Source organism: Paenibacillus sp. sgz302190, assembly GCF_059820445.1.
The window spans coordinates 148,146-174,512 of record NZ_JBZYAO010000010.1 but is presented as its reverse complement, the minus strand read 5'-3'; the positions used below and the strand labels follow the sequence as shown (position 1 = coordinate 174,512).

The following is a 26,367-nucleotide window of genomic DNA, read 5'->3' as shown; positions in this document are numbered from 1 at the left end:
TCATGTTAGGAGGAAACTGGAACTTATGAGTAAATTTTTCACCAAACATCCCAGGTTAAGAACTACACTGAAAGTATGTTGGATAACTTTGAAGTGGACGATCATCACCGCCTTCCTGGCCGGATTATTGGGCGGATTTGCCGCATTCGGCTATGTCAGCGCGCTGGTCAAAAAAGATCCGGTACGCAGCGCGGATACGATCCGCCAGCAAATACAGGACAATGCCGTCACTGGCTTCGCCTACTTCAATGATGACGCGGTCATCGGGCAGCTGCGGACGGAGGAAGACAGGCGGCTCGCCACGCTTAACGACATTCCCCAAGTCGTGCTGGATGCGGTTCTAGCCATCGAGGATAAAGATTTTTACAATCATCGGGGCATCGATTTCCGCGGGCTGTACCGCGCGGTTACCCAGAAGCTGCTGAATGAAGACGTACAGACGGGCGGCAGCACGATCACCCAACAGCTTGCCCGGCGCGTATTTTTGACGCTCGACCGGGACGACGGGCGCAAAGCCAGAGAGATTTTGCTGGCGCTGCGATTGGAACGCCTGATGTCGAAAGACGAAATTTTGCTCGCCTATTTAAATAAAATTCCTTACGGAAACGGCTATACCGGCTATAATCTGTACGGCATCAAAGCGGCGGCCAAAGGCTTGTTCAACATTGACGACCTCAACAAGCTGAACGTTGCCCAAGCGGCTTATCTGGCGGGACTTCCCCAGCTTCCTTCCCAGTACTCCGCTTATACGAGCAAGCCTGAATTCGATCCGGACGGATTCAAACGGGCTGTAACCCGTCAGCAATTAGTGCTCAAGCGAATGCTCGAGGAGCAAAAAATTACAAACGCTCAGTACCAGCAAGCTCTTAATTTCGATCTCAAATCAACGATGCCGCAGCCGTCGCAAAAAGCGTACACGACATACCCTTATTTGATGATCGAAACCGAAAGAGAAGCTACCGAAATTTTGCTCAAGCTGCAAAAGCCCGACCTCGATCCCAAAAAAGATCAGGCCGCCTATAACGAAGCTTTCAAAGGCATGCAAGCGCAGCTGCTGCGCGGCGGCTACCAGATTTACACGACGATCGACAAGACCATCTACGATTCCATGCACGAAATTTCCGGCAACGACAAAAATTTCGCGCCGAAGGACAAAAGAGGCACGGAACAAGTTGGCGCCATCATGCTCGATAGCAAGACGGGCGCCATCAAAGGGATGATTGAAGGCCGCGACTTTTTCCAGGAGCAGCTGAATCATGCCACACAGGCGTTCCGGCAGCCCGGCTCCACCATGAAGCCGATCGCCGCATACATACCCGCCCTGGAGAGTGGCGCAATTCAACCGGCCAGCGTTATCGACGACGTGCCGATTATTCTCAAGGATGGCGTGAAAGGCTTCCATCTTCCGGAGAACTGGGATCACAAGTTCCACGGTTTGATGACGGCCCGGAGAGCTTTGAACCAATCGTACAACATTCCCGCCATCGATCTGTTCCTGAATAAGGTCGGCATCGACGAAGCCTGGGATTTTGCCAAAAAATTAGGCATTACTTCGCTGCAAAAAGAAGACTATTATGCGCAGACAGGCGTTATCGGCGGTTTAAGCCGCGGTACCTCGGTCAAAGAATTAACCGGCGCCTACGCTTCGGTTCCAAACAAAGGCGTTTTCAATGAAACGTATATGATTCGCGCAATCAAGGATTCCAACGGAAACACGATTTATGAACATAAGTCCGAGCCTGTAACCGCCTATTCCGAGCAGACGGCCTACCTGATTACCGATATGATGAAAACGGTCATTTCCCAAGGTACGGCGACGGATCTGATGAAAAAATATAAATCGTACGGCAAAATCGAGATTTCCGGTAAAACCGGCTCGACGCAGGACGACGCCGACGCCTGGTTCATGGGCTTCACGCCGGACATTACGGTTGGCGTATGGATCGGCTACGATCAGCCGGTTAACAAATTGTCGGCGAAAACATTGCAGACCTACCATGCCAAAGATATTTGGGCGCTTATCATGAATAGTGCGATTGAGAAAAAACCGGAGCTCTTCCCGACCAAAACGTTCGAGAAGCCGAAAGGCATCGTCTCAGCAACTGTTTCCGACCTTTCCGGCAAGCTGCCTAGCGATCTGACCAGCAAAACCGGGCATCTGGTCACCGATATTTTCAATCAGAAATATGTGCCGTCAGAAACCGACGATGTTATGGTCAACGCGAGAATCAGCACTTACGACGGGCTTAACTACATTGCCCAGGAAAATACGCCGGCTGATTTCGTACAGGAAAAAACCGTAATCAAACGGCAAAAATCGATCAGCCAGCTGTTAAGAGAAGTTCAGGCCGCCATGAACAAGCTTCCTGAAAAAAGCAGGAAATCGATCGATAACTACAAGCCTGTCGATTACGATTCCGACGCGCCTTCCGAAGTCGACCCGCGCGTCGACGACGGCAAAGAACCGACCGCGCCGACCTCGGTTGTCGCCACCAAGTCCGGAGATACGTCTGTCATAACGTTCCAGGCCAGCCCTAATCCCGACCTTGTCGGTTATCGCATCTACCGTTCCGACAACCACGGCAAATTCCAGCTGCTCAGCGGAAAAGTCGTTATGGCAGGCGACGAGACGAAATTTGTAGACCAGGTTCCGGCCTCGGCTTTAATGGGCTATTACATCACCGCAGTCGATGTGGCCGGCAAGGAATCGCCGCCAAGCCGATCCGCCTACACGGATGGAAGCTCGCTGGATACGCTGTTCGTCCCTCCGACGGACGGCACCCAAATCCCCGGAAACCCCGGCGGCGAAACCGGCGGCGAGGGCAAGAACGGCGCTTCCCCTTCGCCGGGAGCGACAAGCGAGCCGGAAAGCTCGCCTAACGGCGGACAACAGGGCGGCGGCGCGAAAGACGTACCTTCCGCGCCGACAGGCTTGAAGGCCAAAGAGGACGCCAACGGTATCGTCATATCGTGGAAAGCCAACGCCGCCAAAGACAAAGTGAAGCAGTATATCGTCTACTACAGCGACAAAGAAAAAGGAACCTACACCAAGCTCGGTTCCGTGAAAGATGCTACCGAGTTTCACTACTTCGCCTCGTCGTACAACGGCTACTACAAAGTAGCCGCCGTCAACGAGGCAGGCGAATCCAAAGCGTCGGCTGCGATCGCTTATAACAATTAAAATGAAGAAAGACCCGGGAAAACCGGGTCTTTCTTCATTTTCAAGCGGGCGCGGCACGGGTCGCCGTGCTGCACGGAGGGCTAGCCGGGATGGGACGTTTGCCCGTATGGCACAGGCACGGGCCGCTAGGTTGCTCGGAGAGCTGCCGAGATGCGAGCTGACCCGCTAGCCCTTGCCGAGACGCTTGCTCTCTAACACAACAGCACGGCCGACAGGCTGCTCAGAGGCTGCCGAGATGTGGGCCGGCTGGTACCCCTTCGCAGAGTGTCTGGCGCATCCACTGCAGTTGCGCGCAGAAAGCCTGCAAATGTGCAGTTTTTTGCTCCTTGTTACCCGTGCCGCGGGAGTATTCCTGCAAATGTGCAGTTTTTTCGGCTGAAATTTGGGCTCAGCCCCATTTGGCCTGGAAAAGCCTGCACAATTGCAGGCTTTTCCTCCAAACGGCCCGATCCGGCCGAAAAAGCCTGCACTTTCGCAGGCTTTCCAGCGGTAGCCGGGCTGCTGACACGTGTCGAGACGCTTGCTCGTCTCGTTCCACTAGCAGTTGCGCGCAGAAAGCCTGCAAATGTGCATCTTTTTGCTCCTTGCTACCCGTGCCGCGGGAGTATTCCTGCAAATGTGCAGTTTTTTCGGCTGAAATTTGGGCTCGGCCCCATTTGGCCTGGAAAAGCCTGCACATTTGCAGGCTTTTCCTCCAAACGGCCCGATACCGCCGAAAAAGCCTGCACTTTCACAGGCTTTCCAGCGACAGCCAAGCTGCTGACACGTGTTGAGACGCTTGCTCGTCTCGTGTCCACTATCAGCAGGCTGCTTCACACACATGGCTGCGCTCCCAACGACGCAGCCAATCCAATCAAAAAGCCCCTGTTCCACCGCTCGCTGCGGTGGAACAGGGGCTTTTCGCGATGATCAAGCTGAACCAACTAATCTTCGATTGTAGACAAATCGCCTGTCGGCAAGTTCAGCTCCCAAGCTTTTAACACGCGGCGCATAATTTTTCCGCTGCGGGTCTTCGGCAGCTTATCTTTAAATTCGATTTCACGGGGAGCCGCATGTGCGGACAGTCCTTCTTTTACGAATTTCGAAATGTCCGCTTTCAGCTCGTCGGATGGCGAGTAGCCTTCGCGCAGCGCGATGAACGCTTTAATGATTTCGCCGCGCATCGGGTCCGGCTTGCCGATTACGCCCGCTTCCGCTACCGCCGGATGCTCGACGAGCTTGCTTTCCACCTCGAATGGCCCTACGCGCTCGCCCGACGTGTTGATGACGTCATCGACGCGGCCCTGGAACCAGAAATAGCCGTCCTCGTCCCGGTAAGCGGAATCGCCGGAAATATACCAGCCGGCAATGCGGAAATATTCTTCGTATTTGGCCGGATTGTTCCAAATTTTGCGCATCATCGACGGCCAAGGCGTCTTGATGGCCAGATTGCCCATGCGATACGGCGGAAGCTCATTGCCCGCGTCATCCAGGATGGCAGCCTGAACGCCGGGGATGGGACGCCCCATCGATCCCGGTTTGATTGCCATGCTCGGATAGTTGCAAATGAGATGGCCGCCGGTCTCCGTCATCCACCATGTGTCATGGATGCGCTGTCCGTATACTTTAAGTCCCCAGCGAACGACTTCCGGATTCAGCGGCTCGCCGACACTGAGAACATGGCGCAGCGACGACAGATCGAACTGCCCCACAACTTCGTCTCCCGCCCCCATCAGCATCCGGAAAGCGGTCGGAGCGCTGTACCATACGGTTACGCCGTACTTTTGAATCGTGTTGTACCAATCCTGCGGGCTGAACCGGCCGCCGCGGATCACATTGGTAGCCCCGTTCAACCATGGCGCGAAAATCCCGTAAGAAGTGCCGGTAACCCAGCCCGGGTCGGCCGTGCACCAGTACACGTCGTCTTCCTTCAAGTCAAGCACGATTTTACCTGTATAATAGTGCTGAATCATCGCGTTGTGAACATGAAACACGCCTTTCGGCTTTCCGGTAGATCCCGATGTATAATGAATGATGAGTCCGTCCTCGCGGTCGACCCATTCGATATCCAGCTCCATGGATGCGGTCGCCATTTGCGCGTAATAATCGACTTGGCCTTCGCCAAGCTCAATGTTCTCGCCGACAAGAATGACGTGCTTCAAATGAGGAAGCTGGCTCACCGGTACGCGAGACAACAAAGCCGGCGTCGTGACGATCGCCACTGCCGCGCTGTCTTCCAGCCGGTCCCTCACGGCGGTTTCCATAAAAGCCTCGAATAAAGGTCCGACAACCGCGCCTACTTTAATCGTGCCCAGCAAAGCGTAGTAAAGCTCGGGAGTCCGGGGCATGAAGATGAAAACCCGCTCACCCTTACCCACGCCCAAGCCGCGAAGCACGTTGCCGAACTGGTTTGATTTCGCTTTCATTTGCCCGAACGTAATCGCTTCTTCCCTTTGAGCGTCGCTGTAATACAAAGCGATTTTATCTTTCCTGGATGAATCCGCATGACGGTCGATCGCTTCGTAGGCCAAGTTCAGCTTTCCGGTTTCATGCCAAGAGAAGCTCTGCTCGATTTCCTTCCAGTCGAAAGCCTCATATGTCTGCTCGTAGCTGTTCATGTTGGGGTTCGTAGACACCGGTTCAATGAGTTCCGCTTTCATTTGCTCCATGATAAATAAAACCCTCCTCGCGCATCTTAAAACGCTTTCATTTAAATGAAATTTTCGCGCAAAATGTGATCAATTTTTGACTTATTCTATTATAACACAATGAAATTTTTTCGCCTACGCCAAATTGTTTGCATTGCTGCTCTTTTATTCGGCCGGAAAGTCTGCTATAAGTTAACTATAACGACCTTCATCCGAAGAGAAATTTCACCATCATGCCGTTTTTTAAAAGGAGAGCCGAAGTTATGCAGCATATCAAACGGTATCACTCGCACAGCTTTCGCAACGCTCCGGATCAGCCCGAAATCGTCGTCGAAGGTCCCGTTTCACCGGGAAGCTTGCAGGAACTTGCGATGCATCCGAAGCTGGATGCGTTCCGCAGGCCGAAGGAACAACTTGAAGCGTTGATCGAAATCGCTCAATTGCCCGAAGGGCGGATTGTCCTCGCCCGGGACGGAACGACGATCGTCGGGTATGTGACCTTTCATTATCCGGATGAAATCGAGCGCTGGTCGGAAGGAAACATGCAGGATCTCATTGAGCTTGGCGCAATAGAAGTCGCGGACGATTACCGGTCTATGGGACTGGGTAAAAAACTGATCCGGCTAGCTTTTGAGGATGGCCAGCTTGAAAACGTCATATGCTTTACGACCGAATATTACTGGCATTGGGACCTCGAAAACAGCGGCCTGAGCGTTTGGGAGTATCGCCAAATGATGGAAAAATTAATGAAAAGCGTGGACATGATCTGGTTCGCCACCGACGATCCCGAAATTTGCTCGCATCCCGCCAACTGCCTTATGGTGCGCATCGGAAAGCAGGTTCCGCTTTCGTCCGTCGAGCAGTTTGACCGCATTCGCTTTCATCAGCGGTTCATGTATTAAATTTTGGACGCAAGCATGTGCCCAGGGGAGTAAACGATATGAAAAAGAACGACAAACGCCCCGTCTTTATTTATGATGACGGTGAGACCAAGTATAAATTCAACGATGAGCATCCTTTCAATCAAAATCGGCTGGTCATGACCGTAGACCTGCTGCGCAAGGCAGGCGCGCTCCCGGACAGCGCGCTGAAAGCTCCGCGGGCGGCAGCGGACGACGAGCTGCTGCGAGTTCACGCTCCCGCTTACATCGAAGCCGTGAAAGCGCTTAGCTTGCCCGTGCCGGAGGAGCGCTGGGTCCGTGAAGCGGAACGCTTCGGACTCGATACCGACGACACGCCTTATTTTGCCGGGATGCACGACGTCACGGCAACGGTCGTAGGCGGCTCCATCGCCGCAGCGGAGCTGGTGATGTCCGGCGCGGCCCCGCACGCCCTGCACCTGGGCGGCGGGCTGCATCATGCGCTGCGCAGCAAGGGCGCCGGCTTCTGCGTCTACAACGACGCATCCGCGGCGATTGCGCATGTGAAAGAGACGTACGGCGCGAAGGTGCTGTACGTCGATACCGACGTGCATCATGGGGATGGCGTTCAGTGGGGCTTTTACGCCGATCCGCAAGTATGCACGCTTTCCATTCACGAGACGGGGAAATTTTTGTTCCCCGGCACGGGAGCCGTGGGCGAGCGCGGCGAGGGCGACGCGTTCGGCACGTCGCTGAACGTCCCGGTGGAGCCCTACACCGAGGACGAGTCGTGGCTGGAATGCTTCGGCGAGGTGCTGACCGAAGCCGTCGCCCGCTTCCGGCCGGACGTGATCGTCTCCCAGCATGGGTGCGACGCCCATGCTTTCGACCCGCTCGCGCATGTACACTGCTCCATGCGCGTGTACAAAGCCATGCCCGAGCTGATCCACTCCCTTGCGCACCGTTGGTGCGAAGGGCGGTGGATTGCGCTAGGGGGCGGCGGGTACGACATCTGGCGCGTCGTACCGCGGGCCTGGAGCCTGCTCTGGCTCGAAATGAGCGAGCAGGCGCTGGCCGGGCAGCTGGATGCGGAGCCCCAGCTGCGGCTGCCCCAGGCGTGGCTCGACGCCTGGCAGGGCAAAAGCCCGGTCCAACTGCCGCAGACGTGGCTGGACCCGGTGCAGGAGTGGCCGCCGATTCCGCGGCGCCGGGAGATTACCGAGCGCAACAGGCAGACGAAGGAGCTTGCCATGATGTACCTGAAATAGCGCATAGCCGCCTTGCAAGGAGTCCTATCTTTTCATTCACCGCCGGTCTAACCGTTTGCTCTAAGCCCCCCACCCGGGGACACGAAGCCAATTGACTTTTGTTGTGCCAATGCGGAAGGGAGCGCTGCAAGTCGGGCTTGGACCCTGTTTTTCATCGCAAATCGAGCGCCCCACGCAAAAAGACGCCTCATCCCCACTTGTTATCGTGGTTATGGAGGCGCCTTTTTTCATGTCCGGCCACTTGCTCTTGCCGTTATTACAGGTGTTTGACGATGTCTTCCACCATTTTGTGCGAGTTCTCGGATGCTTGGATCGTGAATTCGGCAAAGTTCACATGGGCGGAACCGTCGGCCTTGTCCGACATGGAGCGGATGACGACGTACGGAATGCCGTTCATCGAGCATACTTGCGCGACGGCCGCTCCCTCCATCTCCGTGCAGGTCCCTCCAAGCTCCCGATGGAGCTGTGCGACCAGTTCCCGGCTCGCGACGAATTGATCGCCGGATAACACTTTTCCGAGCTTCACTCTGCCTGGAAACAGCCGCTCTCCCGAAGCGACGGCAAGTTCGACCAGCTTCGCGTCCGCTTCAAACAGCGATTTGGCTTCGTAAGGAATGACGCCTCTCGGGAAGCCTAACGCCGTCACATCCATATCGTGCTGCATGCACTCGCTGGAGATGACCAGGTCCCCGATGTTTAATTCAGGGTCCAGCGCTCCGGCGACGCCGGTAAAGATGACCGCTTCGACTCCAAAATGGTCGATAAGGATTTGAGTCGTTACCGCTGCGTTTACTTTGCCGACGCCCGAACGGCAGACGACAACCTGTTTCCCGAAATATTCGCCTTCGCGGAATGTAATGCCGGCTTTGACGGTTTCGCCGACATGCTCCATAGAGCCAAGCAGCAGTTCGATCTCTTCGTTCATGGCGCCGATCAGCGCGATTTTATTCCATGTCATGATCCGTTTTCCCCATCTCTGACCAAAATAGAAAGATGGCTCATTAGGAATGAGCCACCGATTGACGGTAAATAATTTCGTGCGGCAAAATGACCTGCATATTGTCCGTGGACTCTTTGTTCATCAGCTTTGTCAACAGACGCATCGATACGGCGCCGATGTCGTACATCGGCTGAGCCACTGTCGTCAACGTCGGTCTGACCATGGAAGCCATGCGGATGTTGTCTACGCTGATGACCGCGATGTCCTGCGGCACCTTGAGTCCCGAATCTTGAATCGTATGAATGGCCCCGATCGCCATTTCGTCCGTCGCGGAGAAAATAGCGGTCGGTCGCGGCGAAAGCTCCAGAAAATATTTAACCGCTTCGATACCGGACTCGTAACGGTAATTGCCGATCCTGACGAATTCGTCGCGAACTTCAATGCCCGCCGCTTCGAGAGCTTTTTTGTACCCCTGATAACGGGCGAAACCGTTAGCCGGGTCCTGCAGCGTTCCGGAAATCATCGCGATATCGCGATGCCCGTCCGCAATCAGCACGTTCACAGCGTCAAAAGCGGCCTTCTCGTGATCGATATCCACGGACGGCATCGTATGGTTCTCGTCTTTCGTACCACACAACACAACTGGGACTGAAGACGTACGGAACGCCTGGATATGGTCCTCCGTGACTACGCCGCCCATGAATAGCAGTCCGTCAACCTGCTTCTCCAGCAGCGTATTGATGACGCGAATTTCTTTTTCCTTCTTTTTATCAGCATTACACAAAATAATGTTGTAATGGTACATATTAGCAATATCTTCGATTCCGCGGGCAACTTCAGCAAAAATCGAGTTGGAAATATCGGGAATGACGACGCCGACAGTCGTCGTTTTTTTGCTCGCGAGACCTCTCGCAACAGCATTCGGGCGGTACCCGAGCCGTTCGATCGCTTCAAATACTTTTTTTCGTGTTTGAGGTTTTACGTTCGGATTGTTGTTCACGACCCTGGAAACGGTCGCCATGGAAACTCCTGCTTCGCGTGCTACATCATAAATGGTTACGGTCACGTTTACTCTCTCCATATTCAAAAGTATTCTGCGATCCTAGCATGTTACAGTTATGATACGACAAATTCATGCATCTTGCAACGCATATTGAAAATGGATTGAAAATTTTTTGAAAATAATTTCATTTTATTTGCAAAAGCCAACCTCGCGGGAGATTGGCTGCGTGTTTTTATGTCGATATCGTACTTTGCGTAATTTGCGCCAGACGCTTGCGGACTTCTTCCGTCCAAGGCATATCTCCGAGCGATTGCGCCAGCAGCAAAATGTCAAGAAGTTCATTGATCCGTTCTTCGACAATTTTTTCCATCGAATCATTCATATGCTCTTTTTCCGTTACTTTAAGCAGCAAATAAGCGACTTCGGAAATTTCTTGAAAAAAGAACTGCTGCTTGTCAGGCTTGCTTCCCAATTTTCCGATCAGTCCTGTAAGCTCTGGTTTGACATGGGGAACTACCTCGCTGCGGCCGCATGCTTCGCAAGAGTAAATAGGCACATTTTCAATGTCAACTTTGTTTTGGTAGATCACCGTCCGCAGACGTAAATTCATCGAACGTCCGCATTTGCAATACTTTTGCATCCTTAGCACTCCTTCATAACAGGCGGCATGTACGTTACTTGCTCTTGTACTATGGTATTCTACTTCTTCTCGTAATTTCCTTCCGAAAAATAAGTAGTAGTTTTTGCCACCTCTGGAAGCGGGATGCCGAATTGCAGGTAATTAACCAACAAACTTCGCGAGCACATCCACGAACTGTTTCGTAAATGCCGGAAGGTCCGGCGGACGGCGTCCGGAAACGATATTCCGGTCGACGACAACCTCCTCGTCAACCCATATAGCGCCTGCATTTTCGAGATCGTCCCGAATGCCCGGGGTCGACGTCATGGTATAGCCCTTGACGATTTTGGCCGAAATGAGCACCCAGCCGGCATGGCATATTTGTGCGATCGGCTTGGATGCGGCATGAAATTCCTGCGTTAGCCGCAGCACATCCGGATAGCGGCGAAGCTTGTCGGGAGCCCATCCGCCCGGAACGTACAGCCCGGCGTAATCCGACGATTTCACCTCGGAGAAAGCGTAATCCGTAGTAATCGGAACGCCGTATTTGCCGTGATAGACGGTTTGTGCCTTCGGTCCTACGATATCCACGACGGCGCCCGACTCTCTTAACCGCAGCACCGGATACCACATTTCCAGATCTTCAAACTCTTCGTCGACAAAAGCGAGCACTTTGTTACCTGTTAACACCATTCGAATTCCCTCCCGAAGCAGTTGCCGCCTGTTCGGCCTGAACAAGCAGCTCTTTAATTTGTTCGCTTGATTTGCAAGCGATGATTTGGTCGACCAAGTGGCGGCATTTGGAAGCGTCGCTGCTTAACAACCGGTGCTTCACCTGCAGCAGCGACTGCACGGAAATGCTGAGCTCCTCGATGCCGAGCCCCAGCCAGATCGGCAGCGCCCGAATGTCTCCCGCCATTTCGCCGCATACGCCGACCGGAATTCCGGCGCTTTGCGCGGATTCGATCACGTGCTTCAACAGCCGGATCACCGCAGGATGAAAAGGATCGTACATATGCGCGATATTTTCGTTCATGCGATCGACGGCGAGCACGTATTGGACAAGATCGTTCGTGCCGATGCTGATAAAGTCGACCTCGCCGGCGAGTACATCGGCAATAAGCGCGGCCGCCGGCACCTCGATCGTAAGGCCCACTTCGATGTCCTCTTTGAAAGCGGCTCCCTGGCTGCGCAGCTCCTGCTTGGCTTCTTCCAGCAAAGCTTTCGCCTGGCGCACTTCGCCCAAAGTCGTAACCATCGGATACATGAGCTTGACGTTGCCGTAGCTGCTTGCTCTTAATATAGCTTTCAGCTGCGCTTTAAACAAGTCCTTGCGGTCCAAAGAAATGCGGATGGCGCGGTAGCCGAGAAACGGATTGTCCTCTTTGGCCAAGGGCAAATAGTCCAGTTTCTTGTCTCCGCCGATATCCAGCGTCCGGATGATGATCGGCCGGCCTTGCAGCTGGATAGCCGCGTGCCTGTACACTTCGAACTGCTCCTCTTCGCTCGGCAAAGATTCGCGGTCCATGTAAATGTACTCCGTGCGGAACAGCCCGACCCCCGATGCGCCGCTTTTCAGCACCTGATCGATTTCCATGACGGAGTTCATATTTGCATGAAGATGGACCAGCTTTTGATCCACGGTCATCGGCGGAACATTGGCAATCTCCTGCAGGCTTTCCTTGAACTCCAGCCAATTCCGCTTTCTGGCCTTGTAGCGCTCGATGGTGACCGGATCCGGGTTGATGTAAAGCGTCCCCTCCTGACCGTCAATGATCAGGAAATCGCCGTTCTGGATCGGCCTTAGCAGCTTGCCCTCCAGGCCGAGAACGTATGGTGCCGACATCGCCCTCGCCATGATGGACACGTGGGAATGCGTCCCGCCGAGTATGGTCACCAGCCCCAGCACTTTAGCCGGATCCAGATGGGCCAACTGCGACGGCGTCAGCTCCTTGGCGACCAAAATATAAGGATGGTCGATAGGCGGCACATTGCTGTCGGTATCGCCGAGCAAATGCTTCAGCAGCCTGTTGCCGACATCTTTGATGTCCAGCGCCCGCTCCTTCATATATTCGTCGTCAATAAGATTGAACATGCCGACGAACTTGTCGATGACCTCTTTGACCGCCACTTCCGCCGCTTTGTACTGCAGCTCGATAATGCCTTGAATTTCGTTCATGAATATCGGATCTTCCAGTATCGCCAGATGAGCGTCGAATATATAAGACTGATCCTGTCCGACAACTTCCTTGATCTCCTGCTTGATCAGCTCCAGCTCATGCTTGGAGGATTGAATCCCGTCGTACAAGCGCTCGAATTCATATGCTAAATCCGTTACATCAATCATTTTTTCAGGAAAGTCCCACTCCCATGTCGGGATCACGAAAGCTTGACCCATCGCGATCCCTGATGACGCTCCTATCCCTCTGATCATCCGTTAGTTCCCCCCGGCGTTTTTGTAGGCTTTAAGACGACGGACATCACGGATGCTTGGCCTTTTTTAACAGCTTTAAACGGAGCGAAGCTCCAGGATCTAACCAAATCCGGATTTGTAATAATCATAGGTGTCGCCAGTGATGAAGCTAATTTTTTCACCTTGTTCAAATTGAATTTGACGAGCAACTGCCCGGGTTCTACGTGATCGCCTTCTTTCACGACCGCCGTAAAGCATTTGCCCGGCAAGCTTGCCGTATCGATTCCGATGTGCAGCAGCACTTCGAGCCCCTCCTGAGTCTGGATCCCCAGCGCATGCATCGTCGGATAGACGTGCATAATAGTTCCCGCTACGGGTGAAACCAATTCGCCTTTCTCAGGAATAAAAGCGACTCCGTTGCCGACCAGTTTGGATGCAAAGATGCGATCCGGCACTTCTTCAATCGAGATCATCCTGCCTTGCATCGGCGCGCTGAACAGCACCGGCTGGATGTCTTTACGCAGCACCTTCACGATCTCTTCGCGTATTAGCTCCGAGAACGTACCGAACACGACTTGCACATTGCCTCCCCCAAGACGTATGACGCCTGCCGCACCCAAATGGCGTAAAGCCGTAATGTCCATCAAACGATCATTGGCAAGGGTAAGCCGCAGCCTGGTGATGCAGGCTTCAATTTTTTTGATATTGTCTTTGCCGCCGAGCGCCTGCAATATAAGCGGGGAACGGTACGGAATATCTCCCGCCCACTCCTCGAGTGAGGAGCCTTCTTCCCGCCCTGGCGTCGGAATCTGGAACCGGCGTATGGCAAAGCGAAATAAAAAGTAATAAAGCAGCCCATAAATAATTCCCAGCGGCAGCAAAAGCAGCCCGTTGTGCGACAGGTGCAAATTGATGACATAATCAATCGCCCCGGCCGAATAGGAAAAACCGTGATGAATGTCCAGCTCATAGGCGATCCACATAGCGGCGCCGGACAAAAGCGCATGAATAAAAAACAAGTACGGCGCGACAAAAATGAACGCAAACTCGATTGGCTCAGTGACGCCCGTTAAAAAAGAAGCCAGCGCGGCGGTTAAAAATGTCGCTTTGATTTTCGGCTTCAGGTCTTCCCTGGCTTCCTGGATGATGGCAAACGCGATCGCCGGCAAAGCGAACATCATAATCGGATACAATCCCGCCATGTAAATCCCTGCGCTCGGGTCCCCTGCAAAATACCGCGGCAAGTCTCCGTAGACCATCTTTCCGTCCGGCGTTTCATAGGAACCGATTTGAAACCAGAAAAAATTGTTCAGGATGTGATGCAGCCCTGACGGAACGAGCAGACGGTGAATGACGCCGTAGAGAAACGTACCGAAGCCTCCGAGCCCGAGTAGCCATTGGGTGAGCTTGCCCATCGCCATTTCCAAGGAAGGGCCGATCCAAATCATCAGGTAAGAGACAATAAACGTGGCCAGCCCCATGACAAGCGGCACGATGCGCGGACCGCCGAAAAACTGGATGTACTCCGGGAGTTGGAACTCCTTGAAACGGTGATAGATGATCGCAGCGATAAGACCGATCATTATTCCGCCGGATACGCCGAGTTGAAATTGCGCGCCCAGCGCATGCTCCACAAGACGCGTGAACATAAAGTAACCCAGCATCGCGGACAGGCCGGCAATGCCTGCGCTTTCCGTAAGCCCAAGCGCGACACCGACTGCAAAAATGATCGGTATGTATTCGAAGATGGTATTCCCGGCCAGCAGCAGCATATCCCCGAAGCCGGACGCATGAACGGCATCCCACGGAAGATCCCCCAGGCGAAGCAGCACAGCAGCGATTGGCAGAGCGATCGTAGGCAGCATTAAAGAGCGGCCGAGCTGCTGCAAAATTCCCATCCAGTTCACACAAATGCTACCTCCTCTCTCTATACCAAATCGTATAGCTTGTCAGCCTGTTTGTCAAAAACAAAAAGCAGGCCGATGACCGACCTGCTCCTGCATAGGTTTCCCGTTTTTAATACGCGGAGTTAAATCCGAACTGCTGGCCGGCTTGGTTCATCCCTGTGCTGAAGGAGGAAAAGCTTTGACCGCCCATTCCGCTTTGTTGGCTGCCGGATTGATGCTGCGCCGGATTCATGGAGTCCGAACGCAGGTAGTTGTCATGGCCGCTTTGATTGCCGCGGTATTGAGTGGTATGGTATGCCGTCGGAGATACCCATTGCTGACCGTAGGATTGATTGCCGGTTGCGGCGCGGCCGAATTGATTGGAGCTGTATGGTTGCTGTTGTTGACCGTATTGTTGTTGATTTTGTTGGCCAAACTGGGATTGACTGGACCCGAATTGGTTTTGCGCTTGATTCATGCCGGAATAAGACGGAATTGAAGCTTGGTAATGGCTAGGATTTTGCGAATCGGAACGGAGGTAGTTGTCATGGCCTGTTTGGTTGCCGCGGTATTGGGAAGTATGGTAAGAAGCGGAAGACGCTCCTTGTGTCCCCCAGCCTTGGCTGCCTTGTGCGGCGTTCGCTCCATAGAAGGATTGAACATAACCTATAGGTTGGTATTGCTTTTGGAAGCCTTGATATTGGGAGCCCCCGCCTTGAGACGACTGCCCGAAGGAAGAAGACCCGAAGTTGTTAATATTGTTGTACACGCGTAAATCCTCCTTTAATTGTCAGTTGATTGAGCCTCCTTTAAGAAGCCTTTTTTATTCTAACCGTCTGCGTTTTTTTTATTTATGGAAGCTATTGGATAGCGATTAAGCATACTTATTATACATAGAAATTGACTATGTAGTTTTTTATATGTCATAATCTTCTTGAATCCCTATTTTTCAAATTACAAGGAGTGACGCTACATGTACGATGTTATCATTATCGGATCAGGCCCGGCAGGTGCAAGCGCAGCACTGTTCACAGCCAAAGCGGGAAAATCGACGCTTGTAATCGACAACGATCAAAGCATTACCAAACGGGCATGGGTGGAAAATCATTACGGTGTCGACGCCATTTCCGGACCGGACCTTGTGGAAACCGGAAAGAAGCAGGCAGCGAAGTTCGGAGCCGAGTTCGTACAAGGCAAAGCCCAACAGTTGGAAAAAACGGGTGAAGGCTTGCGCGTATCGACCGAAACCGGTTCATACGAAGGCAAGCACGTTATTTTGGCGACAGGCTTGTCTGTGGAGCTGGCCGCAGCCGCCGGCATTCAGACAAAAGCAGGCACAGAGCCGCGCATTAAAAACGTTGTTGATGCAGACGCACAAGGCAAAACAAGCATGGCCGGCGTATGGGCCGCCGGAACAACCGCCGGCGTAAGCGTACATACGATTATTACGGCAGGCGATGGGGCCAAAGTAGCCATCAATGTCATCAGCGAATTAAACGGCGAGCGTTATGTCGATCACGACGTAATGAAATCGTAAAAGCCATGAAACAAACAAACCGCCCGCTCTTACTTTCGTAAGAACCGGGCGGTTTTGCGCGTTGTGGCTGCAATGCTTAACATGCTACTGATTTCTGGGATTCAACACCGCGTCTTCGACTTTAATGCAGCGGTCCATGATGACCTCGAGTCCGGCTTCGGCGGCAATGCGTCCCGCCTCTTCGTTGACGATGTCAAGCTGCAGCCAAAACACGTTGGCCTTGATTTTTACCGCTTCCTCGGCGATGGGAACGACCTGGTCCGCGCGGCGGAATACGTTCACGATATCGACCGGCTCGGGAATGTCCGACAACGACGGATAGCAAGTTTCGCCTAAAATCGTCGTCGCGTTCGGATTTACGGGAATAATCCGGTACCCTCTGCTCTGCATTGCCGCTGCAACCATATGACTCGTCCGGTCCGGATTGTCCGACAGACCTACGACAGCGATGTTTCCCGCTTTTGCCAGCAGTTCCTTGATGCGTTCCCGCGGCGGATTTTCAAATGCCATACGTTTCCCTCCTATTTGCTCGAATACGTCAAGCCCTGTTTTCCCATAGCTTCCCAGCTTTCGAGAAATTGAGCTTTATCGACTTGAAACTGCTTCTTGCCGCTTAACGGATCATTCAAATAAACGTTGTTCTCATCATATCCTACCAATAAAACGGCATGCTCCGCAAATGACGTTTGGATAGGTCCGATCGGTGTATCCCAAGTGACCCATTTGTAAGGGACGTTAAAGTCGATCGTCGTCCAGACCATAACCGGAATTCCCTTCGCCACTTGCTCTTCGTATGTACTAAAATCTTGATTCGTCACATCCTGGGCTTGCGGAATGTACTGCTTGAGAAGCGGAAACAGGCCGGCATGATAAATGCCGAAGCCCCGCTGTTTCCTCGTTACATCGCCGACAAAGCCCGTATTCGGATTCCCCCAAAACTGAATGGAACCGTCGCTGTTCAAAGCAACCGGCGTCTTGTCGACAGGCAATTCGGCAGCCAGCTCCATTTTCGTTTTGGAGATGCCGTTGAACTGCAGCAGCATCGTGAGGCTGGTGATCTCGCATCCTGCCGGAAGCTCCGGCAGCTGTTTGATGATAGGCGCATCAATCATGGCGGAGGCCGGCTTTTGCCATGGAGCAGGCGTCGGGGTGCCGGCAGACGCGGCCGTCGCCTCGGGAGCGACCAGCGCCGTGCCGGATGCGAAAAGCATTGGTTCCCTTCCCGTTGCTTTGCCATACAGCAAAACAGAAAAGACGGCGCTGGCAAATATAAGCCCTGCTATGAGAAAAAAGCCGAACGTCACCTTTAATCCTTGCCATAGTATCGTCATGCTGATCACCTGTTCGCTATTTTAGAAAATTGCTATTCGCTAACCAGTTCTACTTGGGCGCCGATGGAACGCAAATGATCGAAATATTGCGGGTACGATTTGGCGACATGATGCGCATCTTTAATAACGAGCCCTTTCTCCGAGCGAAGGCCGACGACCGTCAAAGCCATGATCACGCGATGGTCGAAATGAGCGTTAATCTCTACCCCGCCTTCTACGCCCTGGGGCTTGCCGTGCACGATGATTTCGCTTTGGCGCTCTTCCACATCCGCACCGGCTTTCCGCAGCTCGTTCAAGTAATCCGTGATGCGGTCGCACTCTTTGTAGCGCAAGTTTTCCACGTTGTAAAACCGGGAGGTGCCTTCGGCAAACACCGCGGCAGCCACCATGGCAAGCACCGCATCCGTAAAGTGATCCCCGTCGAACTCTCCGGCTTTAAGCTGCTGATTGCCGCGAACATGGACTACTCCGTTGTTATGCGTCAGATTGACGCCCATGGCCTGCAGAACGTCCACGCACGCCTTCTCGCCCTGCTTGCTGTTCTCTTCCAGACGCAGCACGCGGACATCCGAGTGAGTTACGGCCGCCGCCGCCAATACGGCCGCGGAACCCGGGTAATCGCCTTGGATGACATATTCTTTGGCCTGATAAGCTTGTCTGCCCGGCACTTTGTAATGCATCAAGTCTTCGCTTGCCTCGACTTTAATTCCTGCTTGTTCGAGCACTTCCAGCGTCTGTCTGACGATGATTTTCGATTTCAAGTCGTGCAAAACTTCAATTTCGCTGTCTTCTTCGAGCAGCGGCGTCATAAACAGCAAAGAGCTTAAAAATTGCGAGCTGACATTGCCCGAAACGGTAATTTTGCCGCCGCGTGGCTGTCCGCCTTTTATCGTGATCGGCAGCCGCCCGTTATTGTGCTGCACTTCGACGCCCATTTGCTGCAAAGCGTCGATCAAGTCATCGTGCGGGCGTTTGCCCAAAGAATCGGGATACGTGTTGACGAACGTCAGGTCAGGACAAAATGCGGCGGTGGACATCAAAAAGCGAAGCACCGCGCCGGCGTTGCCGACATTCAGCTCGGATACGTGCTTGGGATGCTTGCCGAATCCGGTGATGACGATTTTCTCGTCGTCCTCTTCGATTACGGCTCCGAGGTCGCGCACGCAGCGCCGCATAGCATCGCTATCCTCGCTGTGAGCCGGATAATAAATCGTGCTTGTCCCTTCCGCGAGCGCTCCGATCAGCAGGTAGCGGGTTGTGTAATTTTTGGACGATAATGCGTTAATTTCTCCTTGCAGACGAGCGGTTGGCTTGACGATGGCCTTCATCAGTTCGATCTCTCCCTATATGTAATATCCAACAAACGCAAGCGCAATGCCGAGTGTATAGCTCAGCAGCGTATAAAGAAGCCAATAGTTCCATGCTCCTGCCTGCAAAAGCTTCACACTCTCAAGCGCAAGCGTTGAAAATGTCGTAAAGGCACCCATAAAACCCGTTCCGATCAACAGTTTCCAATCGTCCGACGCATGGTATTTCATAAGCCAACCGAGCAAAAAACTGCCTAACAGATTTATAGTCAGTGTACCATACGGAATAGAACTTGGAAACCTTCTGCTCATGTAAAGGGACATTCGATAACGGCTAATTGCCCCGACAAAGCCTCCGCCCCCTACCAAACAAACGTGCCAGAGCCACGTTGTCATAATTGTTCCCCCCTGCTGCGAAAAGATTGACCCAGCCGGCTTCCCAGCCAGGCCAGGGCGAGTCCCCCCCATAAGCTGACGTTAATATACAGGAAAGCCTGCAGTACATGACCCGTCCGCAGCATATCGACCGTTTCGTAGCTAAAGGTGGAAAACGTCGTGAAAGAGCCGATGAACCCAACCGTAATTGAAGCCCGCAAACTGTCGGGCAGCATAAGCTTAGCGGCGAAGGCAAAAAAACCGAGCATCAGGCACCCCGCGAAATTGCACAGCAAAGTTCCCCATGGAAACGATTCCGGCAAAGCCGGATTCCATGAAAGTGAAATCGCGTAGCGGGTCAGCGCCCCCAAAATGCCGGCTATACCGATATAGACCGAAGTCAATCGAACTCCCCCCGTTTGTATCGAATTGGCATTTCCCGCGGTTTGACAACCAACCGCTTTCTTCCTATCATTAAAGCTAGGGTGGGACTTCTTCCCAGCTATTACGACATGCGGAGGTCTTACATGGATACGATTGTACCGTCCGAAATCAAAAAACGCCTGGAACAGGGCGAACAGCTTACGATTATCGATGTTCGCGAAGACGAGGAAGTTGCCGCAGGCATGATTCCCGGAGCGAAGCATATCCCTCTCGGCGAGCTGCCGGAAAGGCACGCCGAAATTCCGCAGGCTAGCGAAATTATTCTCGTATGCCGCAGCGGAAACCGCAGCGGCAAGGCGCTGGGCTACCTCGAATCGCTCGGATACAAAGGCCTTAAAAATATGACCGGCGGCATGCTGGAGTGGCCTAACTAGGAGTCTGTCCGACGGAGTTGGTTTAGTGCATACCTTCTACGTGGTTCATCGGACAGACTCCTAGGCGTTAACTTCGGTCGGCGCCCTTAAGTCCTGCTTTTTCCATAATCAGATCGGCGATTAGATCGGGGTCCAGCTCGGAGGTATCGATCGCCAGATGCGCGAAATCGTAAGCGTGTCTGCGCTGCTCCAGCAGCGTATGAACCCGCTCTTCCAAATTGCCCTGCAGCAAAGGACGGCTTTGGTCGCTGCTCACTCTTTGAATAATTACTTCAGGAGAAGCTTTGAGCGCGACAACGAAGCCGTTTTGCTGCATGCAGGCCCGGTTTTTGCCGGCAAGCACGGCTCCGCCGCCGGTCGCCAAAATTTGATTGCTTTGCGATAATATATCGGATAATGCCTGACTCTCCAACTCCCGAAAGTACGGCTCTCCATGTATCCGAAACAGTTCAGACACCGTCGTCTGACTCTGCTGTTCGATGACGGTATCCGAATCGAGAAACGTCCAGCCCAAGCGTGCGGCGAGACTTTTTCCAACCGTCGATTTGCCTGTACCCATAAATCCTACCAGAACGATATTGCTCGTACTCACGCCAATCCCCTTTTCCGAATCGCTTTTTTGCGCAAACTTACCCAATATCATACCATAAACCGGGCTGCGATGAATACATGATGTCAAAAAAACATATAGTAATGTGAATATATTCCAGCATGAACAGTAAAGATGGAACTACAGACCATAAATCTGCAAGGAGAGATGGAGCTTTGAACGTAACTTCCACCTATACCAATCACACCAAAGGCAAACTGGAACAGATTTTACACCCCGGTTATCCGCTGTGCAAAGATGACGTCATCTGGATATTGGAGTTTATTAAGAAAAAAGTGGCTGAAGAAGACCCGCAAATGCTGGATCTTAGTCAACCACGCCTGATGAAAAATTTTCGTTATTTTGCTGAAGTCGCGATGATGCTCATTCACCGCCGCAACGGGTTCGACCAAGAAGCCGACCGCCTGAAAATGTGGCTGCGGGAAGCGGCATACGGCTTGCAGGAAGATACTTCAAAATAGCCCTGCAAGCGCGGCCCCTCTCCCCGCCGCCCGCCGATTAGTTCTCCATCCAGTTGAAATGGAAGGAGCCTTCTTTGTCCACACGCTGGAACGTATGTGCGCCGAAGTAATCGCGCTGCGCCTGCAGCAGGTTGGCAGGCAATCTTTCCGTGCGGTAGCTGTCGTAGTATGCAAGCGCGGAAGCGAACGCAGGCACTGCAATACCACGGGTTACAGCCTCAGCGACGACTTGTCTCCACGATTGTTGATATTTATCGACCACACCTTGGAAGTATGAATCCAGCAGCAAGTTTTTCAGCTCGGAATCGCGGTCGTACGCGTCCTTGATGTTTTGCAGGAATCTTGCGCGAATGATGCAGCCGCCTCTGAAGATCATTGCGATGCTGCCGTATTTCAGGTTCCAGTTGTACTCCTCGGAAGCGGCTCTCATCTGTGCGAAGCCTTGCGCGTAAGAGCAGATTTTGCTTGCGTACAGCGCCTGTCTAACCGCTTCGATAAACGCTTTGCGATCGCCGGTATAGGCTGGGGCCGCGGGTCCTTTCAGCACTTTGCTGGCCGCGACGCGCTCGGCTTTCATCGCCGAAATGAAGCGGGAGAAGACGGATTCCGTAATGATGGAAAGCGGAACGCCAAGATCCAGTGCGCTTTGGCTTGTCCATTTGCCCGTTCCTTTTTGGCCTGCGGAATCGAGAATGACGTCGACCATCGGCTTGCCGGTTTCCGGATCGTATTTCGTGAAAATATCTTTCGTAATTTCAATCAGATAGCTGTCCAGCTCTCCGTTATTCCACTCCGTGAAAATCTCGTGAAGCTCTTCCGTACTCACATTCAGCACGTCTTTCAACAGTTGGTAAGCTTCGCAAATCAGCTGCATGTCGCCGTACTCGATACCGTTGTGCACCATTTTCACATAGTGGCCGGCACCGTCGGGACCGATGTACGTACAGCAAGGATCGCCGCCCACTTTGGCGGAAATCGCCGTCAGAATAGGCTCGACAAGCTTATAAGCGTCCTCTTGGCCCCCTGGCATAATCGACGGCCCTTTCAATGCGCCCTCTTCGCCGCCGGAAACGCCTGTGCCGACAAAACGGATGCCGTGCGCTTCAAGCTCTTTGTTGCGGCGCTGCGTATCGGGGAAGAAAGCATTGCCTCCGTCGATCAAAATATCGCCTTTGGACAAATGAGGCAGCAGTTGGTTGATCGTATCGTCAGTAGGGCCGCCCGCTTTGACCATGATCAAAATTTTGCGCGGCACTTCCAGAGATTGCACAAATTCTTCAATGCTGTATGTACCTGTCAGTTTCTTGCCGGGCGCTTCTTCCAGAAGCTCTTTTGTTTTTTCCGGGGAACGGTTATAGACCGATACGCTGAAACCTCTGCTTTCAATGTTCAGCGCCAGGTTTTTCCCCATGACCGCAAGACCGACGACACCAATTTGTTGTTTGGACATGTCTCTCATACACCCTTCCGATTAAATATGTTTTAAATCGTCATCGCGCCAAAACCGCCATCCACTCTTAAGACAGCACCGGTTACGAAGCTGGATGCCTGCTCCGAAGCGAGGAATACGGCCGCTCCCTGCAGTTCTTCCGCTTCGCCGAAACGATTCATCGGCGTGTGCCGCATGATCGATTCCACCCGTTCCGGGGACAAGATCTTACGATTTTGCTCCGCTGGGAAAAAGCCCGGAATGATCGCATTGACACGCACCCGGCTCGGAGCGAACTCGCGGGCCAGATTTTGTGTAATATTGTTGACGGCCGCCTTGGAGGCTGAGTAAGTGAAAACACGGGAAAGCGGCGGATCGGAAGAAACGGACGATATGTTGATAATGCTTCCGCCCTCTCCTTGGTCGATCATATGTTTCCCGAACACCTGGCAGGCTAACACGACGCTTTTCAAATTAACCTCCATAATAGAATCCCATTCTTCCATGGAAATGTCAAAGAAAGGCGTAGCGCTGTTTTTGCCCGGACAATTCATCAAAATATCGACACGGCCGGTCCACGCCAAAACTTCCTTGAGCAGCAGCTCCAAATCTTCGCGTTTGGTGGCGTCCGCCGGAAAGCACTTCGCTTCTCCGCCGGCGCTTTCGATCCGCTGACGCACCTGCTCGCTCTTCTCCTGATTGCGGCCGACGACCGCGACTTTCGCGCCGTGTCCGCCCAGAGCTGTCGCCATGACGCCTCCAAGCGTGCTGTTTCCGCCGATGATTACGGCTGTTTTCCCAGTAAGATCAAATAAGTTCATTGTCTTTGCCCTCCTCAATAGTGAAAAGCTGGTTTATATTTTTGCAGGAGGGCTCAGGAGGTTCTGCTGTTGAAAAGCGGTAATCGCATCGAATTGATCTTTTAATTGATGATATACGCTTGTATAAATAGATGTCAATTGCTTATATACGCGATAATCGCTTTCATTCACCTCATGAGCCCTGCCTACCCGAATCCAGTTGTGCGCATAGGACAAATCCTCGATTTCTCCCATAGCCAAAAGCCCCAGCAAAGCCGCTCCGATACCCGAGCTCTCGATCGAATCGGGCACGACGACCTGCGTGCCCGTCATATCGGCAAGCATCTGCCGCCAAAACGCCGAGCGCGCAAAGCCGCCCGATGCGCGGATTTCCGCGGCGGGTCCCATCAGCCCCTCCAGGGAAGCGGCTACGGAGTTGATGCTGAACATGACGCCTTCCAAAGCGGCGCGGATCATATGCTTTTTTTCGTGGCTGAGCGTCAGCCCGAAGTAAACGCCGCGCGCGTTCGCGTTCCAGTAAGGCGCCCGCTCTCCCGAAAGCAGCGGCAGGAACAGCAGGCCGCCTGAGCCCGGCTGCACCTGAGCGGCCAGCTCGGTCAGCCTGTCGTATGGATCGCCGCCGCGCCGACGGCCTTCTTCCGCTTCCAGCGTGGCCAGCTGGTCCCTGACCCAGCGGAACACAATTCCGCCGTTGTTGATCGGGCCGCCGACGACCCAGAAATTTTCGGTCAGGGCGTAGCAGAACAGCCTGCCCTCAGGATCGGTCACAGGCCGCGGCACGACGCTGCGGACGGCGCCGCTCGTGCCGATCGTAACCGCAACGACGCCCGGCTCGAAGGCGCCGACGCCCAGATTCGCCAATACGCCGTCGGAAGCGCCGATAATAAACGGCGTCTCCGGCGACAGTCCCATCGCTTCGGCGTATTCCGCGTTCATGCCTTCCACCCTGTATGTCGTGGGCACAAGCTCCGACAGCTGCTCCCTCGTCACGCCCGCCAGCCCGAGCGCTTCCTCGTCCCAGTCCAGCCGTTCCAAATTGAACAGTCCCGTCGCGCTGGCCAGCGAGTGGTCGATCAAAAACCGGCCGAACAGCTTGGCGAAGACGTATTCTTTAATGCCGACGAACTTGTATGTCCGGCTGACCAGTTCAGGTTCGTGATCGCGAAACCACATCAATTTAAACAGCGGCGACATCGGATGAATCGGCGTGCCCGTCCGGGAATATACCGCTTGCCCCAGGCCGTTTTGCTTCAGCTCTTCCGCATAGCCGGCGCTGCGGTTATCGGCCCAGGTGATGCAGGGCGTCAGCGGCTCCGCCTGCCGGTCGACCGCAATAAGGCTGTGCATCGCGGAACTGAAAGAAACGCAGAGCACTTCCTCGGCGCGGATGCCCAGCTTGCTTACGACAGCTCCGATCCCTGTGACAACCGCATCGAAAATTTGCCGCGGATCCTGCTCCGCCCGGTCGGGGGCAGGCGTAAACAGCGGGTATTCGATCGAATGCGATGCTCTCACCTTGCCCTCTCTGTCAATGATGAGCGTCTTCGTGCTGGTCGTGCCGATATCCGCCGCTAAAATATACGGCTTCGCTGCTGAAAGCTGACTCATTTGCTAATATTCCCTTCTGCGTCAAATACAAGATCGTAAGGCTCGGTCAGCACCTCGATATCGGGATGCCGCTTCGCCTCTTCAAGCAAATTGACCGAAATTTCGATTTCCCCCAAATGCAGGGTGTCCTGAATGCGAACAAGCTTGCACTTCGTGTAATCCAAAATGTTGCATGTTTTAACCGCCGCTTTAATCGCGTAGTAGTCGTTCTCAAGGGTAGTCGCCAGCTTCGTCGGCGCGCACACGGTCGAAGTCAACCCGTTCGCATAGGTCGCGGCCAAATCGGTCTTGTCGACAAGCCGCTGCGTCGTAAAATCGGCGGTTCCTACACCGTTGGCGTTCCCTTTTGTCTCCGGAGTAAGGTCCAGAACGACCATTTTGGCTACTTCCGGCCCGCCGTGCGCATAAGGCGTCGGGTACCGTCCGGTCACGTTCGGGTCCATGCCGTCACCGCTGATGTTTTTGCCGATATAATCGATAAGAAGGACGTCAATTTCGTCAAATAAAATTTTCGGCAGCCGCGCCTTCGCTTCGACCAGCAGGCCTTCTTCTCTCGCCTCGATCTCGGCGGCGGGCAGCACCTCCACCCTGCATGTCTGATCGTAGGCGTTCTCGACAAGCGCTACGCCGAACACGATCGGCAGCTTGTCGATCATAATTCTCGCCATCGCCGGCACGTTCTCGGCCATGTACTTGAAGCCGAGCTGGTGGCACGCTTCGGCGCCTTTTTGCTTGCCCAGGCCGATCGCGATCATCTTCATGATGCCGCTTTCGATCCGTCCGCGAAACGCCGTATGCGGCTTCACGCGGTTAATGACGACGATCGCGTCCGCTTCCGAAGCGATGCGGTCCACATACACAGGCAGGCCGTTCGGCAGCTGGTCGATTTGCACGACTTCCATCGAGGAGCGGATCGGCGCTCCCATCGTTTCTTCGGAGATGCCCAGATGATGCAGCACCTCCGCCTGGCCGGCCGCCGTCGCCCCGCCGTGGCTGCCCATGCAGGGCACGATGAACGGGTGCGCGCCGCGCTCTTTGATCGCATCGAGCGTCGTTTTGGTGAATCCCGCGATATTGGCGATTCCCCGGCTTCCGACGGCTACGGCGACCTGCTGTCCGGGCTGGATCGTGTCCAGCACTCCGCTCTCATACAGCTTGCCGCGGAGCTCGAGCTCCGGGTTTTCCAGCCGCGCGCCGTCGAATTTTTGACGGATTTTTACCATTTGCGGAATGGGTATGTCTTTTAATAATTCTCTTAATATGCTCATCCTTA

General features: G+C 53.6%; 24 protein-coding genes. 6 read left to right on the top strand and 18 right to left on the bottom strand.

The window, feature by feature from the left end:
• The first annotated feature begins 25 nt into the window (after nucleotides 1-25).
• On the top strand, nucleotides 26-3,181 hold the full coding sequence (locus AC6RNO_RS14030; RefSeq protein ID WP_497105786.1) for a transglycosylase domain-containing protein: 3,156 nt from the start codon (nucleotides 26-28) through the stop codon (nucleotides 3,179-3,181).
• Between the two features lie 923 nt (nucleotides 3,182-4,104).
• Here the strand turns inward: AC6RNO_RS14030 and acsA are convergent.
• The gene (gene acsA, locus AC6RNO_RS14025) at nucleotides 4,105-5,829 is read right to left on the bottom strand and encodes an acetate--CoA ligase (protein ID WP_474684939.1); all 1,725 of its coding nucleotides are present in this window, start codon (nucleotides 5,827-5,829) and stop codon (nucleotides 4,105-4,107) included.
• A 242-nt stretch (nucleotides 5,830-6,071) separates the two neighbouring features.
• Between acsA and AC6RNO_RS14020 the strand changes: the two genes are divergently transcribed.
• Both AC6RNO_RS14020 and AC6RNO_RS14015 read left to right on the top strand, forming a co-directional pair.
• Nucleotides 6,072-6,710, top strand: a complete 639-nt coding sequence (locus AC6RNO_RS14020) for a GNAT family N-acetyltransferase (protein WP_474684938.1) — start codon at nucleotides 6,072-6,074, stop codon at nucleotides 6,708-6,710.
• A gap of 38 nt (nucleotides 6,711-6,748) precedes the next feature.
• Nucleotides 6,749-7,936, top strand: a complete 1,188-nt coding sequence (locus tag AC6RNO_RS14015) for an acetoin utilization protein AcuC (protein ID WP_474684982.1) — start codon at nucleotides 6,749-6,751, stop codon at nucleotides 7,934-7,936.
• A 256-nt stretch (nucleotides 7,937-8,192) separates the two neighbouring features.
• Here the strand turns inward: AC6RNO_RS14015 and AC6RNO_RS14010 are convergent, their stop codons facing one another.
• The 7 genes from AC6RNO_RS14010 to AC6RNO_RS13980 form a co-directional block, all read right to left on the bottom strand.
• Nucleotides 8,193-8,894 carry a 5'-methylthioadenosine/adenosylhomocysteine nucleosidase gene (locus AC6RNO_RS14010; RefSeq protein WP_474684937.1) on the bottom strand — a complete coding sequence of 234 codons (702 nt, stop codon included), beginning with the start codon at nucleotides 8,892-8,894 and terminating at the stop codon, nucleotides 8,193-8,195.
• A 43-nt stretch (nucleotides 8,895-8,937) separates the two neighbouring features.
• Nucleotides 8,938-9,942 (bottom strand): catabolite control protein A, encoded by a 1,005-nt coding sequence (ccpA, locus tag AC6RNO_RS14005; RefSeq protein ID WP_488435397.1) that lies wholly within the window; start codon nucleotides 9,940-9,942, stop codon nucleotides 8,938-8,940.
• Nucleotides 9,943-10,111: 169 nt separating this feature from the next.
• The gene (locus AC6RNO_RS14000) at nucleotides 10,112-10,519 is read right to left on the bottom strand and encodes a hypothetical protein (protein WP_474684935.1); all 408 of its coding nucleotides are present in this window, start codon (nucleotides 10,517-10,519) and stop codon (nucleotides 10,112-10,114) included.
• Between the two features lie 141 nt (nucleotides 10,520-10,660).
• Nucleotides 10,661-11,191, bottom strand: a complete 531-nt coding sequence (locus AC6RNO_RS13995; protein WP_474684934.1) for a type 1 glutamine amidotransferase domain-containing protein — start codon at nucleotides 11,189-11,191, stop codon at nucleotides 10,661-10,663.
• Entirely contained in the window at nucleotides 11,175-12,932 is a 1,758-nt protein-coding gene (gene ptsP / locus AC6RNO_RS13990; protein WP_474684933.1) for a phosphoenolpyruvate--protein phosphotransferase, read from the bottom strand. Before ptsP ends, AC6RNO_RS13995 begins: the two co-directional genes overlap by 17 nt.
• The gene (locus tag AC6RNO_RS13985) at nucleotides 12,929-14,818 is read right to left on the bottom strand and encodes a glucose PTS transporter subunit IIA (protein WP_474684932.1); all 1,890 of its coding nucleotides are present in this window, start codon (nucleotides 14,816-14,818) and stop codon (nucleotides 12,929-12,931) included. Before AC6RNO_RS13985 ends, ptsP begins: the two co-directional genes overlap by 4 nt.
• A 109-nt stretch (nucleotides 14,819-14,927) precedes the next feature.
• Complete coding sequence (locus AC6RNO_RS13980) at nucleotides 14,928-15,566, bottom strand: hypothetical protein (RefSeq protein WP_488435398.1); 639 nt, start codon at nucleotides 15,564-15,566, stop codon at nucleotides 14,928-14,930.
• A gap of 204 nt (nucleotides 15,567-15,770) precedes the next feature.
• Here AC6RNO_RS13980 and AC6RNO_RS13975 point away from each other — a divergent pair, with 204 nt between their 5' ends.
• A complete protein-coding gene (locus tag AC6RNO_RS13975; protein WP_497105785.1) occupies nucleotides 15,771-16,334 on the top strand; it encodes an FAD-dependent oxidoreductase in 564 nt (187 codons plus the stop codon).
• Between the two features lie 84 nt (nucleotides 16,335-16,418).
• Here the strand turns inward: AC6RNO_RS13975 and AC6RNO_RS13970 are convergent, their stop codons facing one another.
• From AC6RNO_RS13970 to crcB (AC6RNO_RS13950), 5 genes are read right to left on the bottom strand one after another with little or no spacing between them, the layout of a single operon-like run.
• On the bottom strand, nucleotides 16,419-16,844 hold the full coding sequence (locus tag AC6RNO_RS13970; RefSeq protein ID WP_474684929.1) for a CoA-binding protein: 426 nt from the start codon (nucleotides 16,842-16,844) through the stop codon (nucleotides 16,419-16,421).
• 11 nt (nucleotides 16,845-16,855) lie between these two features.
• Nucleotides 16,856-17,665 (bottom strand): C39 family peptidase, encoded by an 810-nt coding sequence (locus tag AC6RNO_RS13965; protein WP_497105784.1) that lies wholly within the window; start codon nucleotides 17,663-17,665, stop codon nucleotides 16,856-16,858.
• Between the two features lie 32 nt (nucleotides 17,666-17,697).
• Entirely contained in the window at nucleotides 17,698-18,993 is a 1,296-nt protein-coding gene (gene aroA / locus AC6RNO_RS13960; protein ID WP_474684927.1) for a 3-phosphoshikimate 1-carboxyvinyltransferase, read from the bottom strand.
• Nucleotides 18,994-19,008: 15 nt separating this feature from the next.
• Nucleotides 19,009-19,368, bottom strand: coding sequence for a fluoride efflux transporter CrcB (crcB, locus tag AC6RNO_RS13955; protein WP_474684926.1), 360 nt, complete (start codon nucleotides 19,366-19,368; stop codon nucleotides 19,009-19,011).
• On the bottom strand, nucleotides 19,365-19,751 hold the full coding sequence (crcB, locus tag AC6RNO_RS13950; RefSeq protein WP_488435400.1) for a fluoride efflux transporter CrcB: 387 nt from the start codon (nucleotides 19,749-19,751) through the stop codon (nucleotides 19,365-19,367). The genes crcB (AC6RNO_RS13955) and crcB (AC6RNO_RS13950) overlap by 4 nt, the downstream gene beginning before the upstream one ends.
• Nucleotides 19,752-19,874: 123 nt before the next feature.
• Here crcB (AC6RNO_RS13950) and AC6RNO_RS13945 point away from each other — a divergent pair, with 123 nt between their 5' ends.
• The gene (locus AC6RNO_RS13945; RefSeq protein WP_474684924.1) at nucleotides 19,875-20,165 is read left to right on the top strand and encodes a rhodanese-like domain-containing protein; all 291 of its coding nucleotides are present in this window, start codon (nucleotides 19,875-19,877) and stop codon (nucleotides 20,163-20,165) included.
• 67 nt (nucleotides 20,166-20,232) lie between these two features.
• On the opposite strand, the gene AC6RNO_RS13940 is transcribed toward AC6RNO_RS13945, so the two are convergent.
• Nucleotides 20,233-20,757 carry a shikimate kinase gene (locus AC6RNO_RS13940; protein ID WP_474684923.1) on the bottom strand — a complete coding sequence of 175 codons (525 nt, stop codon included), beginning with the start codon at nucleotides 20,755-20,757 and terminating at the stop codon, nucleotides 20,233-20,235.
• Nucleotides 20,758-20,876: 119 nt separating this feature from the next.
• Between AC6RNO_RS13940 and AC6RNO_RS13935 the strand changes: the two genes are divergently transcribed.
• On the top strand, nucleotides 20,877-21,236 hold the full coding sequence (locus AC6RNO_RS13935) for a hypothetical protein (protein ID WP_497105783.1): 360 nt from the start codon (nucleotides 20,877-20,879) through the stop codon (nucleotides 21,234-21,236).
• Nucleotides 21,237-21,273: 37 nt separating this feature from the next.
• Here the strand turns inward: AC6RNO_RS13935 and gnd are convergent, their stop codons facing one another.
• From gnd to AC6RNO_RS13915, 4 genes are read right to left on the bottom strand one after another with little or no spacing between them, the layout of a single operon-like run.
• Nucleotides 21,274-22,686, bottom strand: a complete 1,413-nt coding sequence (gene gnd / locus AC6RNO_RS13930; RefSeq protein ID WP_474684921.1) for an NADP-dependent phosphogluconate dehydrogenase — start codon at nucleotides 22,684-22,686, stop codon at nucleotides 21,274-21,276.
• Between the two features lie 32 nt (nucleotides 22,687-22,718).
• Nucleotides 22,719-23,486, bottom strand: a complete 768-nt coding sequence (locus AC6RNO_RS13925) for an SDR family oxidoreductase (RefSeq protein WP_488435401.1) — start codon at nucleotides 23,484-23,486, stop codon at nucleotides 22,719-22,721.
• A gap of 33 nt (nucleotides 23,487-23,519) precedes the next feature.
• Entirely contained in the window at nucleotides 23,520-25,094 is a 1,575-nt protein-coding gene (gntK, locus tag AC6RNO_RS13920; protein WP_497105782.1) for a gluconokinase, read from the bottom strand.
• The gene (locus AC6RNO_RS13915) at nucleotides 25,091-26,362 is read right to left on the bottom strand and encodes a nickel pincer cofactor-dependent isomerase, group 22 (protein WP_488435403.1); all 1,272 of its coding nucleotides are present in this window, start codon (nucleotides 26,360-26,362) and stop codon (nucleotides 25,091-25,093) included. Before AC6RNO_RS13915 ends, gntK begins: the two co-directional genes overlap by 4 nt.
• Nucleotides 26,363-26,367: the final 5 nt, after the last annotated feature.

Bases quoted from the DNA above. Each gene is read 5' to 3' on its own strand.
- AC6RNO_RS14020 (WP_474684938.1), top strand. From the start codon at position 6,072: ATGCAGCATATCAAACGGTATCACTCGCACAGCTTTCGCAACGCTCCG.
- AC6RNO_RS13915 (WP_488435403.1), bottom strand. From the start codon at position 26,362: ATGAGCATATTAAGAGAATTATTAAAAGACATACCCATTCCGCAAATG.
- AC6RNO_RS14015 (WP_474684982.1), top strand. From the start codon at position 6,749: ATGAAAAAGAACGACAAACGCCCCGTCTTTATTTATGATGACGGTGAG.
- AC6RNO_RS14000 (WP_474684935.1), bottom strand. From the start codon at position 10,519: ATGCAAAAGTATTGCAAATGCGGACGTTCGATGAATTTACGTCTGCGG.
- AC6RNO_RS13965 (WP_497105784.1), bottom strand. From the start codon at position 17,665: ATGACGATACTATGGCAAGGATTAAAGGTGACGTTCGGCTTTTTTCTC.
- AC6RNO_RS13995 (WP_474684934.1), bottom strand. From the start codon at position 11,191: ATGGTGTTAACAGGTAACAAAGTGCTCGCTTTTGTCGACGAAGAGTTT.
- AC6RNO_RS13925 (WP_488435401.1), bottom strand. From the start codon at position 23,486: ATGAACTTATTTGATCTTACTGGGAAAACAGCCGTAATCATCGGCGGA.
- AC6RNO_RS14010 (WP_474684937.1), bottom strand. From the start codon at position 8,894: ATGACATGGAATAAAATCGCGCTGATCGGCGCCATGAACGAAGAGATC.
- gntK (WP_497105782.1), bottom strand. From the start codon at position 25,094: ATGAGTCAGCTTTCAGCAGCGAAGCCGTATATTTTAGCGGCGGATATC.
- AC6RNO_RS13975 (WP_497105785.1), top strand. From the start codon at position 15,771: ATGTACGATGTTATCATTATCGGATCAGGCCCGGCAGGTGCAAGCGCA.
- AC6RNO_RS14030 (WP_497105786.1), top strand. From the start codon at position 26: ATGAGTAAATTTTTCACCAAACATCCCAGGTTAAGAACTACACTGAAA.
- gnd (WP_474684921.1), bottom strand. From the start codon at position 22,686: ATGTCCAAACAACAAATTGGTGTCGTCGGTCTTGCGGTCATGGGGAAA.
- AC6RNO_RS13945 (WP_474684924.1), top strand. From the start codon at position 19,875: ATGGATACGATTGTACCGTCCGAAATCAAAAAACGCCTGGAACAGGGC.
- AC6RNO_RS13970 (WP_474684929.1), bottom strand. From the start codon at position 16,844: ATGGCATTTGAAAATCCGCCGCGGGAACGCATCAAGGAACTGCTGGCA.
- acsA (WP_474684939.1), bottom strand. From the start codon at position 5,829: ATGGAGCAAATGAAAGCGGAACTCATTGAACCGGTGTCTACGAACCCC.
- crcB (WP_474684926.1), bottom strand. From the start codon at position 19,368: ATGACAACGTGGCTCTGGCACGTTTGTTTGGTAGGGGGCGGAGGCTTT.
- aroA (WP_474684927.1), bottom strand. From the start codon at position 18,993: ATGAAGGCCATCGTCAAGCCAACCGCTCGTCTGCAAGGAGAAATTAAC.
- ptsP (WP_474684933.1), bottom strand. From the start codon at position 12,932: ATGATCAGAGGGATAGGAGCGTCATCAGGGATCGCGATGGGTCAAGCT.
- AC6RNO_RS13935 (WP_497105783.1), top strand. From the start codon at position 20,877: ATGAACAGTAAAGATGGAACTACAGACCATAAATCTGCAAGGAGAGAT.